Origin of the sequence: Halomonas pelophila (assembly GCF_040196315.1) — a bacterium.
Classification (GTDB): Bacteria; Pseudomonadota; Gammaproteobacteria; order Pseudomonadales; family Halomonadaceae; genus Halomonas; species Halomonas pelophila.
Window position 1 is genome coordinate 54,785 of record NZ_JBEGCI010000017.1, and the last position, 15,294, is coordinate 70,078.

Below are 15,294 nucleotides of genomic sequence, written 5' to 3' on the forward strand. Positions count from 1 at the left end.
GTGACCGATGAACGAGACGCTGGAACGCTGGGGCACGCGACGTGCCTTTATCGTGGCGGTGACCGGAGCGGCGGTGGGGCTGGGCAACATCTGGCGCTTCCCCTACATCACCGGAGAGAACGGCGGCGCCGTCTTCCTGCTGCTTTACGTGGCCTTCGTGCTGCTGCTGGGGCTGCCGATGATGATGGCCGAGATCCTGGTCGGCCGGGCCGGGCGGCGCAGTCCCATGCAGTCGATCGGCCACCTGGCCAGCCAGGCCGGGGCGTCGCGTCACTGGCGATGGCTGGGGCTGTTCGGCGCCTTCACGGTCTTCTGCATCCTCTCCTTCTACTCGGTCGTGTCGGGCTGGTCCATCGAATTCCTGGTGGCCTCCATCAACGGCGACTTCGTCGGGCGCAGTGCGGCCGAAATCGGCGCCGGCTTCGACGCCTTCCTCGCCGACCCCGGGCGGCTGACCTTCAACCACACCCTCTTCCTGGTGATGACCATGCTGGTGGTCGCCGCCGGGGTGACCAAGGGGCTCGAGAAGCTCAACAACTTGCTGATGCCGATGCTCTACGCGCTGCTGCTGGTGCTGGCGGGCTATGCCGCCACCACCGACGGCTTCGGCCCGGCGCTTTCCTGGCTGTTCCTGCCCGACGTCTCGGCGGTGACGCCCCTGGTGATGCTGCAGGCCATGGGTCACGCCTTCTTCACCCTGGCGGTGGGCGCCTGCGCGCTGATGGCCTACGGCGCCTACATGCCCGACCACCAGAGCCTGCCGCGCGCCGCCGCCGCGGTGGCGGTGCTCGACGTGGCGGTGGCGCTGCTGGCCGGCATCGCCATCTTCTCGGTGGTGTTCGCCCAGGGCATGGACCCGGGCGAGGGGCCGGGACTGATGTTCGTGACGCTGCCGGTGGCCTTCGCCGAGTTGCCCGGCGGGCCGCTGTGGCTGTCGCTGTTCTTCCTGCTGCTGCTGCTGGCGACCTGGACCTCCTCGATCAACCTTGCCGAGCCGATGGTCGCCACCCTGCAGGGCTGGGGGCTAAAGCGCGGCCAGGCCTCGGCCGCGGTAGGCGTCGCGGTCTGGGGGCTGGGCATGCTCTCGGTGCTCTCCTTCTCGAGCCTGGCCGAGACCCGGGTGCTGTTCGGCATGAATCCCTTCGAGCTGGTCAGCACCATCCCGCCGGAGATCTTCCTGCCGCTGGGCGGACTCTTGATCGCGATCTTCGCCGCCTGGGTGATGCCCGAGCAGGCCGCCCTGCGGGCGCTGGATGCCGGCCCCAACGGCTTCCGCTTCTGGCGCGCGCTGCTGCGCTGGGTGTCGATCCCGCTGACGCTGGTAGTATTGGGAGCCGGACTGATCTGATCGGCCTGATCCAACAACAAGACTCGACAACCCGACCCGACGACAAGAGGTGAGCGATGAGCGAGGCAAGGTGCCTGCGGCCCTGGCAGGGCCATGAACCGCAGCTGGGCGAGCGGGTCTACATCGACCCGGCCTGCATGGTGCTGGGCGACGTGGTGCTGGGCGATGACTGCTCGGTGTGGCCGATGACGGTGATCCGCGGCGACATGCACCGCATCCGCATCGGCGCGCGGGTCAGCGTGCAGGACGGCAGCGTGCTGCACATCACCCACGCCAGCGACTTCAACCCCGATGGCTTCCCGCTGACCATCGGCGACGACGTGACCATCGGCCACAAGGCGATCCTGCACGGCTGTACCCTGGGCAACCGCATCCTGGTCGGCATGGGCGCCATCGTGATGGACGGCGCGGTGGTCGAGGACGAGGTGATCATCGCCGCCGGGGCCGTGGTGACGCCCGGCAAGCGCCTGGAGAGCGGCCACGTCTACGCCGGCAACCCGGCCAGGGCGCTGCGGCCGATCAAGGAGAAGGAGCGCGCCTTCTTCCCCTACACCGCCGGCAACTATGTAAAGTTGAAGGACGAGTACCTGGCCGCCGCGGAATGATTCTCTAACCCATTGTTTTCCGTTGTCGGGCCGCGCGATAATCTGGTCATTTATCCAGTAATCGAGGGGCGCGCCCCGGCATGGCCAACTTTCGAACCCACCTCGGCGTGGCCGCCGCCGGCGGCGCCGTGCTGGCCCATGGCGGCTGGCAGGCGGGCCTCTGGGGCGCCGTGGAGAGCCTGCCGCTGCTGGCGCTGGTGACCCTCGGTGGCATCCTGCCCGACATCGATGCCGACCGCTCCAGGGCGATCCGCCTGATCTTCCACCTGCTGGCCGTGCCCGCGGTGGTGGTCGGCGCCCTGCTGCTGCAGGCGCGGCTGCCCGTCGGCACCCTGCTGATGGTGTGCGGGGCGATCTACCTCGCCGTGCGCTTCCTGGCCGGGGCGCTGTTCGCCCGCTTCACCGTCCATCGCGGTCTCTGGCACTCGCTGCTGGCGGCCGGGCTGTGCGGGCTCTGCACCACCGCGCTGAGCCACCGGCTGTTCGGCCAGCCCGACCACCTCGCCTGGGCCCAGGGCGCCGCCCTGGCCCTCGGCTTCGTCATCCACCTGCTGCTCGACGAGCTCTACAGCGTCGATCTCACCGGCGCGCGCCTGAAGCGCTCCTTCGGCACGGCCTTCAAGCCCTTCGACTGGCGCGAGCCGGGCAACTCCCTGGCGATGCTGATGGTGGCGGTGAGTCTCGCGCCCTGGCTGCCGCCCTTGGGTCCGCTGCGCGAGCTGCTCGTTCAGGGCGCCTCGCTCTGGCGGTAGTCCTCGGCCTTGAGGTCGTACTTCCTGAGCTTGTCGTAGAGGGTCTTGCGCGGCAGGCCGAGCTGCTCGCAGGCCTCACTGACCCGGCCGCGATGGCGGGCCAGCGCCTGGTCGATCAGGCTCTTCTCGAACAGCTCCACCTGCCGGGGCAGCGCCAGGTCGCCGCTCTCGCTTCCCACGCCCCGCAGCAGGGCGTCGAGGCGGTAGTCGCAGGTGGCGCCGAGCAGCACGTAGCGCTCGGCGAGGTTCCTGAGCTCGCGCACGTTGCCCGGCCAGTCGTGGGCGAGCAGCGCCGAGACGCCGCCGGCGTCCAGCGGCGGCGCCTCCAGCCCGCTGCGGTTGGCGGCCACCACCGCGAAGTGCTGGAACAGCAGCGGGATGTCCTCGCGGCGCTCGCGCAGCGGCGGGATCGGCAGGGTGACCACCTCGAGCCGGTAGTAGAGGTCTTCGCGGAAGCGCCCCGCCTCGGCCGCGGCCTTGAGATCGACCTTAGTGGCGGCGATCACGCGGATATCCAGCGGCACCGGCACGTTGGCGCCGAGGCGCTCGACGGAGCGCTCCTGGAGCACGCGCAGCAGCTTGACCTGCAGGGCCAGCGGCATCGACTCGATCTCGTCGAGGAATACCGTGCCGCCCTCGGCGTGCTCGAACTTGCCGATGCGTCGCTCCACGGCCCCGGTGAAGGCGCCCTTCTCGTGGCCGAACAGCTCCGACTCGATGATGCTCTCGGGCACCGCGCCGCAGTTGATGGCCACGAAGGGGCGGCCGCTGCGGCGGCTGCGCTCGTGGATGGCGCGGGCCACCAGGTCCTTGCCGGCCCCGGTCTCGCCGAACAGCAGCACGTCGGTCTCGACCTGGCTGATGCGCTGGACCATCGAGGCGAGGCGCTGGATGGCCGGAGTGCGGCCCACCAGGCGCGGACCCGGCGCCGACTGCTGGGCCTCCAGCTCGGCCTTGAGGGCGCGGTTCTCCAGGCTCAGCCGGCGCTTGTCGACGCCGCGGCGCACCATTTCCACCAGGCGCTCGCCGGGGAAGGGCTTCTCGAGGAAGTCCCAGGCGCCCTCGCGCATCGCCTCCACGGCGGTGGAGATGTCGCCGTGACCGGTGATCAGGATCACCGGCAGGTCGGGGTCGCGACCGCGCACCTCGCGCAGCAGGGCCATGCCGTCCATGCCGGGCATGCGGATGTCGCTGACGATCACCCCGGGGAAGTCGGGGGTCAGGGCCGCCAGGCCGGCCTCGGCGGTGTCGAAGGCCTGGGGGGCGTAGCCGGCAAGCTCAAGGGTCTGGCCGGCGGTGATGCGCAGGTGCGCCTCGTCGTCGATGATCATCACCGGGAGGCTCGCCGGGTCATGCATGGGTATCGTGCTCCGTGGTCCGTGGCTCGCCGGTGCCGTCGGGGCCGGCAGCGCGGGGCAGGGTAATGGTGAAGCGGGCGCCGCCGCCGGTGGCCCGGTCCGCGCTCAGCTCGCCGCCCAGGTCGTCGATGATGCGCGCCGAGATCGAGAGGCCGAGCCCCAGGCCGCTGCCCGGCGACTTGGTGGTAAAGAAGGGCTCGAAGATCTGCCCGAGGTGCTCGGCGGCGATGCCGGGGCCGTTGTCGACCACGCGGATGCGCACCCTCTCCTCGTCCGGCTCGATGATCAGGCGCAGCCGCGGCTGTGGCGTCTGGCTCATGGCCTGCAGGGCGTTGCCGATCAGGTTGACCAGCACCTGCTCCAGGCGCACCAGGTCGGCGCGCACCCAGGTCTCGGCCTCGGGCCAGTCGCGCTCGACCGCGACGCCGCTCTCGCGCAGCCGCGACTGGAAGAGGCGCAGGGCATAGTCGAAGCAGGCCGGGACCGACACGCCGGTGGGGCGGTCGCCGCTCTTGCGCGAGAACTGGCGCAGCTGGGCGCTGATCTCCGCCATGCGCTCGGTGAGCTCGATGATCTGCGCCAGATTGTCGCTCGTCGCCTCGGGGCGGCCGCGCTCGAGGAAGGCGCTGGCGTTCTCGGCGTAGGCGCGGATCGCCGCCAGGGGCTGGTTCAGCTCGTGGTTGATGCCGGCGGCGAGCTGGCCGAGCACGGCGAGCTTGGCGGCCTGGATGAGTTCGTCGCGGGTCTGGCGCAGGCGCTCCTCGGCGAGCCGGCGCTCCTCGATCTCCCCGGAGAGGCGCTGGTTGGTCTCGACCAGGTCGCGGGTGCGGCGCTGGACGTTGCGCTCCAGCTCGTCGCGGGCCCGAGCCAGGGTGCGGCGCTCGCGCTCGGCGAACTGCTCGCGTTCGCGGCGCAGCCGCAGGCGCTGCCAGCCGATGCCGCCGGCCAGCACCACCACGCCGTAGAGGCCGCCAGCGAGCAGGGCGGCGAGCCACTGCGCCCGGGTCACCGGGGCCAGCGAGGTGAGGATCTGCATCCGCCAGCCGAAGGCCGGCATGGCGCGCGACAGCCCTAGGTACTCGGTGTCGGCCAGGGGGCCGTGCTGGAAGGCGATGCGCTGGCCGACGTCCTCGCGGCCGTCGAGAAACGTGATGCCGGAGGCGGCGAGGGACTCGTCGGCGTAGCGGCGGGTCGCCAGCAGCGCCTGGCGCGCCGCGTCGGAGAGCGGGTGCAGGGCCTTCATGCGCAGCTCCGGGCGGCTCGCCATGAAGATGATGTCGTCGCCGTCGATCACCAGCAGCTCGGCGTCCTGCTCGGCCCAGCCCGCCTCCACGGTGTCGAGCAGCACCTTTACCACCATGACGCCATCGGCCGTGGCGTCGGGGTCGGTGTCCTCCAGCCACACCGGGGCCGAGAAGTAGTAGCCGCGCTCGCGGGACTGCACGCCCAGGCCGAAGAAGCGCCCGGGACGCCCGGCGATCGCCTGCTGGAAGTAGCGGCGAAAGGCGTAGTTCTGGCCGATGAAGGTCCTGGGGCGATGCCAGTTGCTGGCCGCCAGGGTGTCGCCGTGGCGGTCGAGCAGGTAGATGTCGGAGACCCCGGCCGTGGCGCGGAAACGGTCCAGCAGGCGGTTGAGCGGCATCGCGTCCTGGGCGTCGGGGGCGGCCAGGAAGCGCCGGACCATCTCGCGAGAGGCGAGCAGCTCGGGCAGGTAGTCGTGGCGCGACAGGTGGCCGACCAGGCCCTCGGCGGAGAGCCGCAGCTCGTTCTCGGCGTCCTGGCGCAGCTGCGCCAGGGCCTGGTCGCGGGCCAGCTGGGCGGCCTGCCACATGGCGAGCACCAGCCCCAGCGGGACCAGCACCCAGAGCAGGCGGCGAACGCCGCGGCCGCGAGGCGATGTCGGCATGACCGGGGCCTCAGTGGGCGTCGCCGGGCATGACCTGGGACCGACGCAGGGCGCGCTGGGCCCTGGTCTCGGCGCGCTCGACCTCGAGCAGGCTCTCCTCGACGAACACCAGGTGCTCGTGGGCCCGGGCCCGGGCATCCTCGGCGCGTCCCTCGAGGATGGCGTCGAGCAGGGCGCGATGCTGCTCCATCAGCCGCGGCCGCGACTCGGCCTTCTCGAACAGGTGGGCCAGGTTGTCGACGATGCTCTTCTCCAGCAGGTGGAAGATCCCGCGGATGGTGTGCAGCAGCAGGACATTGTGGGCCGATTCGGCGATGGCCATGTGGAAGGCCGCGTCGGCGCGCGCCTCCAGCACCGGGTCGTGGCCCTTGAAGCAGGCCTCGAGCTCCTCGAAGCGCGAGATCAGCAGCGCCTTGTCGGTGGGCGTCGAGCGCAGCGCGGCGTAGTAGGCGGAGATGCCCTCCATGGCATCGCGGAACTCCAGCAGGTCGAGGTGGAACTCGCCGTGACGGGCGAGCATCTCCAGCAGCGGGTCGCTGTAGCCGCTGTTGAGCTCCTCGCTGATGAAGGTGCCGCCCCCCTGGCGGCTGGTCAGCAGGCCGCGGGCCGAGAGCTTCTGGATGGCCTCGCGCAGTGAAGGCCGCGAGACGCCGAAGCGCTCGGCCAGCTCGCGCTCCGGCGGCAGGCGCTGGCCGGGCCGCAGGCTGCCCTCGAGGATCAGGGCCTCCAGCCGCTCGGTGATGACGTCGGCGAGGCGCGGCTGCTGGACGGGGTGGTAGGCCATGGTGGGCGCTCCGTAATGCGTGGCGAGAACCGGCATGGTAAAGGGGACGAATTGGTATTACCAAACGTGGCGATCAACGTGCCTCCTCGAGCGTCCCGGCGGCGTGATATTTCCTTCGCCTCGTCAAGTGCTTAGCTCAGGCGTTGAAAGGGGTATACCAAAGTATAGGGGGCGGAAGCTGTCCACTGGAGGTGTCAGGTTTGACACTGTGGTCGGCGCCTCATACTGTGCGTCAATACCTTAGAGTCAATTGGTTTTACCAATTTACCAACGTCTGGATGACCACCGTCTGGATCAACGAGCTCAGCGCGGCGCTGCAAAGATCCGTGCGCTGCCCAGGACCCTGCCCATGACGCCAGTCAAGCTCTACCCGCCGAAGCCCGAGAAGGTCTACTTCTTCGGCACCTGCCTGGTCGACCTCTTCTATCCGGAGGCCGGCCTCGATGGCATTCGCCTGCTCGAACGCGAGGGCATCGAGGTGCTCTTCCCCGAGGATCAGACCTGCTGCGGCCAGCCGGCCTATACCTCGGGCTACAAGCACGAGGCGCGTGCCGTGGCGGCGGCCCAGCTCGATCTCTTCCCCGAGCCCTGGCCGATCGTGGTGCCCTCCGGCTCCTGCGGCGGCATGATGCGCACCCACTATCCCCAGCTCTTCGCCGGCACCGGCCAGGAAGCGCAGGCCAGTGAGGTCGCCGGGCGGGTCTTCGAGCTGACCGAGTTCCTGGTGCACGTCTGTCACCTGAAGCTCAATGATCGCGGTGCGCCGGAGAAGGTAGCCATGCATACCTCCTGCAGCGCCCGTCGCGAGATGGGGCTGGCCGAGACCGGCCCGGCGCTGCTCGCCCAGCTGGGCGAGGTCGAGCTGGTCGAGCAGGCTCGCCCCGCCGAGTGCTGTGGCTTCGGCGGCACCTTCGCCGTGCGCCATCCCGAGGTCTCCGCGGCGATGGTCGAGGACAAGACCCTGGCCATCGAGGCGGCCGGTGCCGAGCGCTTCGTCACCTCCGACTGCGGCTGCCTGATGAATATCGGCGGGCGCTTCGAACATCAGAAGAAGGCCGTGACCGGCGAACACATCGCCAGCTACCTGTGGCGGAGGACCTCATGACGGACGCGACCCCCACCGTACAGACCCCGACGGTGCAGACCTACACGCCCCGCGAGTTCCACCGCCAGGCCCATGACGCCCTGGGCAATCCCCAGATCCGGGCCAACTTCCGCAAGGCCATGGACGGGCTGATGGACAAGCGTCGCGACGTCTTCGGCGACTGGGATCTGGAGACCCTGCGCGAGCTGGGCGCCAATATCCGGCTGCGCGCGCTGGCCAAGCTGCCCGACCTGCTCGAGCAGCTGGAGGCCAACTGCGAGGCCAACGGCATCCGGGTGCACTGGGCCGAGGATGGCGACGAGGCCTGCCGGATCATCCGCGAACTCTGCGAAGCGCGCGAGGCCAAGGCGGTGATCAAGGGCAAGTCGATGGTCACCGAGGAGATGCACCTCAACGCCCATCTGGAGGCGGCGGGCATCGAGGCGCTGGAGTCCGACCTCGGCGAGTACCTGGTGCAGCTCAACGAGCAGACCCCCTCGCACATCATCATGCCGGCGATCCACCTCAACACCGACGAGATCGCCGGCATCATGCACGACAAGACCGGCATCGAGCGGACCCGGGACGTCGATACCATGACCGCGGCGGCCCGCTCCCAGCTGCGCGAGCGCTTCATGGCGGCGGACGTCGGCATCTCGGGGGTGAACTTCGCGGTGGCCGAGACCGGCACGCTGTGCCTGGTGGAGAACGAGGGCAACGGCCGGATGACCACCACGGTGCCGCCGGTGCACATCGCCGTGACCGGCATCGAGAAGGTGGTCGAGCACCTGCGCGACGTGCCCCCGCTCTACGCCCTGCTCTCCCGCTCGGCCACCGGCCAGCACGTCACCACCTACTTCAACATGATCAGCGCGCCGCGCCAGTCGGACGAGCACGACGGGCCCGAGGAGGTGCACCTGGTGCTGGTCGACAACGGCCGGTCGAACATCTACCAGGACGACGAGCTGCTCGACACCCTGCGCTGCATCCGCTGCGGCGCCTGCATGAATCACTGCCCGGTCTACACCCGGGTCGGCGGCCACACCTACGGCACCACCTATCCGGGCCCCATCGGCAGCATCCTGATGCCGCACCTGATGGGGCTCGAGGAGACCAAGGACCTGCCCACGGCCTCCAGCCTGTGCGGCGCCTGCGGCGAGGTCTGCCCGGTCAAGATCCCGATTCCCGACCTGCTGGTGCGCCTGCGCCAGGAGTCGGTAGGCGAGGGGCGCGGCAACGTGCCCGGCGCCGGGGCGAAGCGCACCCGCAAGGAGGTCGCGGCCTGGAAGGGCTTCCAGTGGCTGGCCACCCATCCCGCCGCCTGGCGGGGTGGCACGGCGGTGGCCGGCAAGCTCCGGGCGCTGGCGCCCTCGAGGCTCGGCGTCTGGACCGACTATCGCAGCGCGCCCAAGCCGGCCGGCACCTCGCTGCACGCCCTGGTGAAGCGGCACCGGGCCGCGAAGGCCGTCGACCAGGGGCCGAGCGGGGAAACCGGCAAGCACGCCGGGAACACCAAGGGAGACAACGGCTCATGAGTGCGCGCGAGACCATCCTCAAGCGGCTGCGCGAGCGCGCCGACGGCCCGCTCACCGCTCCCGAGAGCGACTTTAACGTCATGATCCGGCGCGGCTGGAGCGCCGAGGAGCGCCTGGCGCGCTTCGAGCGGCTGATCACCTCGGTGCATGGCGAGGTGGTGCACACCACCCAGGACGACTGGACCCAGGCGCTGGCGCGGCTGCTCTCCGACAAGGGCGTCAAGCGCCTGGCACTGGGGCGCGAGCATCCGGTGGCCGCCGAGGCGCGCGCGGCCCTGGTTGATACCGAGGTCGAGCTGGTGGACGTCGATCGCGACATCGAGGCCTGGCAGCGCGAGCAGTTCGACCGGGTCGAGGTCGGCCTGACCTCGGTGGGCGGAGCGATCGCCGAGACCGGCAGCCTGTGGCTCTGGCCGACCCCGGACGAGCCGCGCCAGCTCAGCCTGGTGCCGCCGGTGCATATCGCCGTGCTGGAGGCCGACGCCATCGAGGACACCTTCTTCGAGGTCATCGAGACCCACGGCTGGGCCGGCGGCATGCCCACCAACGCCCTGCTGATCTCGGGCCCGAGCAAGACGGCCGACATCGAGCAGACCCTCGCCTACGGCGTCCACGGCCCGCGGGAACTGATCGTGCTGGTCCGCCACGCCGGCACCGCGGCGGGAGACACGGGAGCCACGGCATGACGGAGGCGAGCACCTGGCGCGACCTGAAGGCGGTGCTTTCGGCGTCGATCCCCGCCGAGCGGCTGATCGATGATCCGCTGCGCACCCTGGCCTACGGCACCGATGCCAGCTTCTACCGGCTGATTCCGGGGCTGGTGGTGCGTCCCGAGAGCGAGTCGGAGCTGCAGCGGACGCTGGCGGAATGCCGGGCGCGTCGGCTGCCGGTGACCTTTCGCGCCGCCGGCACCTCGCTCTCCGGCCAGGCGGTGACCGACTCGGTGCTGATCCAGTTCGGCCGCGGCTGGCGGGATCATGCGGTGCTCGATGAGGGGCGGGCGATCCGCCTGCAGCCCGGGGTCATCGGGGCCCGGGCCAATCAGCTGCTGGCGCCCTTCGGTCGCAAGATCGGGCCCGATCCGGCCTCGATCGCCAGCTGCATGGTCGGCGGCATCGCCGCCAACAACGCCTCGGGGATGTGCTGTGGCACCGCCCAGAACAGCTACCGCACGGTGCGCGACCTGCGCGTGATCTTGGCCGACGGCAGCCTGCTCGATACCGCCGACGCCGACAGCGTCGCCGACTTCCGGGCCTCCCACGGCGAGCTGCTGGCCGGTCTCGAGCGCCTGGCCGCCCAGACGCAAGGCAACGCGGCCCTCGCCGAGAAGATCCACCACAAGTACCGGCTCAAGAACACCACCGGCTATGCCCTCAACAGCCTGGTCGACTTCGACGACGGCATCGAGATCCTCAAGCACCTGATGATCGGCTCCGAGGGCACCCTGGGCTTCATCAGCACCATCACCTACGACACCGTGGTCGACGAGCCCCTCAAGGCCGCGGCCCTGGCCTTCTTCCCCGACATGGGCACGACCTGCCGCGCGACCATCGCGCTCAAGCAGGCGCCGGTCTCCGCCGTGGAGCTGATGGACCGCGCCGCGCTGCGCTCGGTGCAGGGCCAGTCGGGCATGCCCGCGGTGCTGAAGACGCTGCCCGAGGGCGCGGCGGCGCTGCTGGTCGACGTGCGCGGCAACGACGAGGCCGAGCTCGAGGCGCGCATGCAGGCGGTACAGGCGACCCTCGAGGGCATCCAGACCCTCGAGCCGGTCACCTTCACTCGCGAGGCCGAGACCTACGCCCTCTACTGGAAGATCCGCAAGGGACTGTTTCCCGCCGTGGGGGCGGTGCGCGAGATCGGCACCACGGTGATCATCGAGGACGTGGCCTTTCCCATCGAGCGTCTCGACGAGGGCGTGCTGGCGCTCACCGATATCTTCCATCGCCACGGCTACCGCGACGCCATCCTCTTTGGCCACGCCCTGGAGGGGAACCTGCACTTCGTCTTCCCCCAGGGGTTCGAGAAGCCCGGCGAGGTGGAGCGCTATCAGGCGCTGATGGACGAGGTGGCCGAGCTGGTCGGCGTGGAGTACGGCGGCTCGCTCAAGGCCGAGCACGGCACCGGGCGGAACATGGCGCCCTATGTGGAGCTGGAGTGGGGGCCCGACGCCTATGCGCTGATGTGGGAGATCAAGGCGCTCTTCGACCCCGGCAACCTGCTCAACCCCGAGGTCATCCTCAGCCGCAACCCGACCCTGCACCTGGAGAACCTCAAGCCCCTGCCGGCGGCCGATGAGATCGTCGACAAGTGCATCGAGTGTGGCTTCTGCGAGGCGGTCTGCCCGTCGAAGGACCTGACGCTGACCCCGCGTCAGCGCATCGTCATCGCCCGGGAGCTGGCGAGGCTCGAGGCGCTGGGCGAGTCGCGCAGCGCCGAGGACGAGACGCGCCTGGCCGCCCTGCGCGAGGACTATCGCTATGCGGGTGACGAGACCTGCGCCGCCGACGGCCTCTGCTCCACCCAGTGCCCGGTGGGCATCAATACCGGCGACCTGGTGCGCGGGATGCGCCACGAGCGGGCCGCTGGCACGGCCGGGGTCGCGCGGCGCATCGGGCGCCACTTCTCGGGCGCGACCCGCGTGGCTCGGGGCGGGCTCAACGCGGCCGGTGCGGCGAGGACCCTGCTCGGCACCGACCTGATGGCCAAGGCCAGTGGCGGGGCGCGACGGCTGAGCGGTAATCGCCTGCCCCAGTGGAGCCCGGCCCTGCCCAGGGCGGCCTCGATTCGGGTGCTGGAGCGGGTGTCGTCGGGCGATGCCTCGCGGGACAAGGTGGTCTACCTCCCCTCCTGTGCCACCCGCATCTTCGGCGCCGACCATGACGACGCGGCCGAGAAGCGCTCGGTGATGGAGATCACCCTGGCACTGCTCGACAAGGCCGGCTACGAGGTCATTCTCCCGGAGATGATCGGCCACCTCTGCTGCGGCATGGCCTTCCAGTCCAAGGGGCAGTTCGAGGAAGCGACCCACAAGGGGCGTGAGCTCAACCGCGAACTGCTGGTGGCGAGCCAGAACGGGCGCTATCCGGTGCTCTGCGACACCAGCCCCTGCACCCTGCAGATGCGGGAGTACCTCGACGAGCGACTCGAGATGCTGGAGCCGGTCGCCTTTGCGCATGATCACCTGTTGCCCCGGCTCGACGTCACGCCGGTGGACGAGCGGGTCGCCGTGCATGTGACCTGCTCGAGCACTCGCATGGGGCTCGCCGACAAGTTCGTCGGCCTGGCGAGGGCCTGTGCCCGGGAAGTCGTGGTGCCGGCGGAGATCACCTGCTGTGGTTTCGCCGGTGACAAGGGCTTCAATACGCCGGAGCTGAATGCCTCCGCGCTGGCGGGGCTGGCCGAGCAGGTGGCCGACTGCAGTGCCGGCTACTCGAACTCGCGCACCTGCGAGATCGGCCTGACCGAGCACGGCGGCATCCCCTATCGCTCGATCCTCTCGCTGCTCGATCGGGCCAGCGGCGCGCCCTGAGCGGTTCTCCCGGCGGGCGTGCGCGCCCCGGGGGAGCCGGGGCTCCGTCCTGATCCCTAAGTGATTCACGGCGGGGCCGGCGACATGCCCTCAACGCCCTGCTGGTCAGGGAACCCATCGAGACGCGGGACATCCCCAGGCGCGAACCGATGGCGCCTGCGGCCCGCCCGAGCGCATCGGTTCGATGCACCTCTTACCGAGCGCGTCCCTTTTTCTATCGTTTTCCGCTAAAGTTTCGCCTCGTCGCATGGGTGCGACAGAGACAGATACTTACGTAGGGAGACTTCGAGTGGTAGTTCAAGCAATCCGGAAGGCGTCCGGTCATGCGGTTCACCGCCCCCATCGTCTGCTGGCCGGTGTCGCCGGCCTGGTCCTGCTGGCCGGCTGCGCCGAGGAAGAGGCGCGCTTCGTCTCCGCCCCCGAGGCCGCGTTCGGCAGCGACATCGCCGGCGAGCTCACCTCCTCGAGCGACGTCAATCTCAGCGACGGCACGCGCGTCGCCGCCCATTGGCTGTGCAGTGACGCCGGCGACTCGGCATCATCGCTGGTGCGCTATGAGCTCGAGGCTCCCTTCGCCGCTCGCCTGTCGGCCTTCAACGAGCAGGGACGGTGGCTGGGTAGCGTCGCGAGTCAGGCCGGCGGCGAGCGCTCGGCGCTGATGGCCTCCGCCGAGGCCTGCACCCTGGTGGTCGTCAGCGGCCAGGACGGCGGCGCCTTCGGGCCCTACCAGCTGGTGGCCGAGCCGGCCTCGGCCGCGACCGAACTCGAGACCGGCCGGCCGCTGGTCGGGCGGCTGCAGGACGACACGGCCGAGTATCCCCTGACGCTGGAGGCGCCCGCCTGGATCGAACTGGCCCTCTCCGGCGACGCCAGCGTGGGGCTGCGCCTGGTCGGCGACGGCGTCAGCCAAGAGGCCCGCGCCTGCGCACCCGGCGAACGGCGCCTGGACACCTACCTGGACGCCGGCGAGTACCGGGTCATGGTTGAGCGGGGCGAGATGGCGGTCGAGACGTCGGGCGAGGCGTGCGAGCGCCACCTGCTGAGCACCGGCGGCGTCCATCGTCTCGACGCCGAGCTCAATGATCTGGCCGATGGCCGTCGCAACGCGGGGCCGTTACGCGATGGCGACCGCATCACCGGCAGTCTCCTGGCGGCCTCCAGCAATGCGTATACGCTGCGCATCGAGGAGCCCACCAACGTGATGCTGGCGCTGCGCTCATCGGCCTTCGATACCGTGCTGCGTGTCGCGGGAGAGGGCAGCGATCTGGTCGACGACGATGGGGGTAACGCGACCGATTCGCGGCTGCAGACCGTGCTCATGCCCGGCGAATATCGCGTCGAGGTGAGCGGCTACGGTGAGGAGCACGGCGAGTACGCACTGGAACTGTCTCTCGACGCCCTCGACGACGAGCTGCGCAACGGCGGGACGCTGACGCCGGGCCAGAGTCTCGGCGGCCACCTCTCCGGGCTGGGCACGAGTAATACGTATCGCTTTGAGGTCGATGAGGTCGGAGAAGTGGAGCTGGCCCTGGAGTCCGGCTCTTTCGATCCCGTGCTGCGGCTGTACGGCAACGGCATCGACCTTCGCGACGACGACGGCGGCGGCGATCGCAACTCCCGGATCACCACCATGCTCCAGCCCGGCGAGTATCGTCTGGACGTGGAGAGTTATAGCGGCACCGGCGCCTATCGGCTGCGCTCCGAGCAGCGTGCCTTCGAGGGGCGCATCAGCAACGGGGGAGAGGTGGCGACCGGCGAGGTGGTCTATGGCCAACTGAGTCCCGGCCTGAGCCTGACCTACCGTCTGGTCCTGGACGCGCCCCGTGACGTCGTCATCGAAAGCACGTCGGGCGCGGTGGATACCGTCCTCGGCCTGACGGGCAACGGGGTCAGTGAACAGAACGACGACGCCGCCGACCTGGGCGACGGGTCACGGATCCATCGCCACCTCGAACCCGGCACCTACGAGATCGAGGTGAGTGCCTACGAGAGCAATGGTGGTCGGGTACGCCTGGCCATTGGCAGCTGAGCCCATTGGTAAACTGAAAGCGTCCTCGTCACGAGAGCCGCCTGGGCTCTCTGCTCGACCCGTCACGAACGCCCGCCCTGTGCGGGCGTTCGTGTCTTCGGAAAGCGGCTCATCTATCCACAGTCGGTCGTGTTACAGAGGCGATGCAAGGCGGTGTGGATAAGGCGCGATTGGCGTGTCGGTCACCGCGCCGTCACGGCCGGAACACGGCTCTGACATTTTTCTTCACTCAGGCCTTGCACGGCTCCGGGGAAATCCGTAAAGTACGCATCCGCTGCCGGCAACGGGCAAACGTTGCAGGCGGTGATGGTGGCAGAAGTGCTTGTTTCCACTTGGGTTTTTCGAAGACGCTTTGAAAATTCCC

At 69.7% G+C, this 15,294-nt stretch carries 12 protein-coding genes; 8 read left to right on the forward strand and 4 right to left on the reverse strand.

From position 1 onward, the window contains the following. Positions 1 to 7 precede the first annotated feature (7 nt). From ABE957_RS16105 to ABE957_RS16115, 3 genes are all read left to right on the forward strand, one after another. The gene (locus ABE957_RS16105; RefSeq protein ID WP_349759687.1) at positions 8 to 1,348 is read left to right on the forward strand and encodes a sodium-dependent transporter; all 1,341 of its coding nucleotides are present in this window, start codon (positions 8 to 10) and stop codon (positions 1,346 to 1,348) included. 56 nt (positions 1,349 to 1,404) lie between these two features. After that, positions 1,405 to 1,953 carry a gamma carbonic anhydrase family protein gene (locus tag ABE957_RS16110; RefSeq protein ID WP_349759688.1) on the forward strand — a complete coding sequence of 183 codons (549 nt, stop codon included), beginning with the start codon at positions 1,405 to 1,407 and terminating at the stop codon, positions 1,951 to 1,953. A gap of 80 nt (positions 1,954 to 2,033) precedes the next feature. Next, the gene (locus ABE957_RS16115) at positions 2,034 to 2,705 is read left to right on the forward strand and encodes a metal-dependent hydrolase (RefSeq protein ID WP_349759689.1); all 672 of its coding nucleotides are present in this window, start codon (positions 2,034 to 2,036) and stop codon (positions 2,703 to 2,705) included. Here ABE957_RS16115 and ABE957_RS16120 read toward each other — a convergent pair. From ABE957_RS16120 to ABE957_RS16130, 3 genes are read right to left on the reverse strand one after another with little or no spacing between them, the layout of a single operon-like run. After that, entirely contained in the window at positions 2,681 to 4,063 is a 1,383-nt protein-coding gene (locus ABE957_RS16120) for a sigma-54-dependent transcriptional regulator (protein WP_349759690.1), read from the reverse strand. The genes ABE957_RS16115 and ABE957_RS16120 overlap by 25 nt on opposite strands. Then, the gene (locus tag ABE957_RS16125) at positions 4,056 to 5,969 is read right to left on the reverse strand and encodes a sensor histidine kinase (RefSeq protein WP_349759691.1); all 1,914 of its coding nucleotides are present in this window, start codon (positions 5,967 to 5,969) and stop codon (positions 4,056 to 4,058) included. The genes ABE957_RS16120 and ABE957_RS16125 overlap by 8 nt, the downstream gene beginning before the upstream one ends. A 10-nt stretch (positions 5,970 to 5,979) precedes the next feature. Next, positions 5,980 to 6,753, reverse strand: a complete 774-nt coding sequence (locus ABE957_RS16130; protein ID WP_349759692.1) for a GntR family transcriptional regulator — start codon at positions 6,751 to 6,753, stop codon at positions 5,980 to 5,982. A 349-nt stretch (positions 6,754 to 7,102) separates the two neighbouring features. On the opposite strand from ABE957_RS16130, the gene ABE957_RS16135 reads away from it, so the two are divergent. The 5 genes from ABE957_RS16135 (at position 7,103) to ABE957_RS16155 (ending at position 14,930) form a co-directional block, all read left to right on the forward strand. Further along, a complete protein-coding gene (locus ABE957_RS16135) occupies positions 7,103 to 7,858 on the forward strand; it encodes a (Fe-S)-binding protein (RefSeq protein ID WP_349759693.1) in 756 nt (251 codons plus the stop codon). Then, complete coding sequence (locus ABE957_RS16140; protein WP_349759694.1) at positions 7,855 to 9,372, forward strand: LutB/LldF family L-lactate oxidation iron-sulfur protein; 1,518 nt, start codon at positions 7,855 to 7,857, stop codon at positions 9,370 to 9,372. The genes ABE957_RS16135 and ABE957_RS16140 overlap by 4 nt, the downstream gene beginning before the upstream one ends. Beyond that, positions 9,369 to 10,058, forward strand: a complete 690-nt coding sequence (locus ABE957_RS16145) for a LutC/YkgG family protein (RefSeq protein ID WP_349759695.1) — start codon at positions 9,369 to 9,371, stop codon at positions 10,056 to 10,058. Before ABE957_RS16140 ends, ABE957_RS16145 begins: the two co-directional genes overlap by 4 nt. Further along, a complete protein-coding gene (locus tag ABE957_RS16150) occupies positions 10,055 to 12,901 on the forward strand; it encodes an FAD-binding and (Fe-S)-binding domain-containing protein (RefSeq protein ID WP_349759696.1) in 2,847 nt (948 codons plus the stop codon). The genes ABE957_RS16145 and ABE957_RS16150 overlap by 4 nt, the downstream gene beginning before the upstream one ends. Positions 12,902 to 13,190: 289 nt before the next feature. Further along, a complete protein-coding gene (locus tag ABE957_RS16155) occupies positions 13,191 to 14,930 on the forward strand; it encodes a hypothetical protein (protein WP_349759697.1) in 1,740 nt (579 codons plus the stop codon). A 182-nt stretch (positions 14,931 to 15,112) separates the two neighbouring features. Here ABE957_RS16155 and ABE957_RS16160 read toward each other — a convergent pair. After that, a partial coding sequence (locus ABE957_RS16160) for a hypothetical protein (protein WP_349759698.1) occupies positions 15,113 to 15,294 on the reverse strand: 182 nt, incomplete at its 5' end.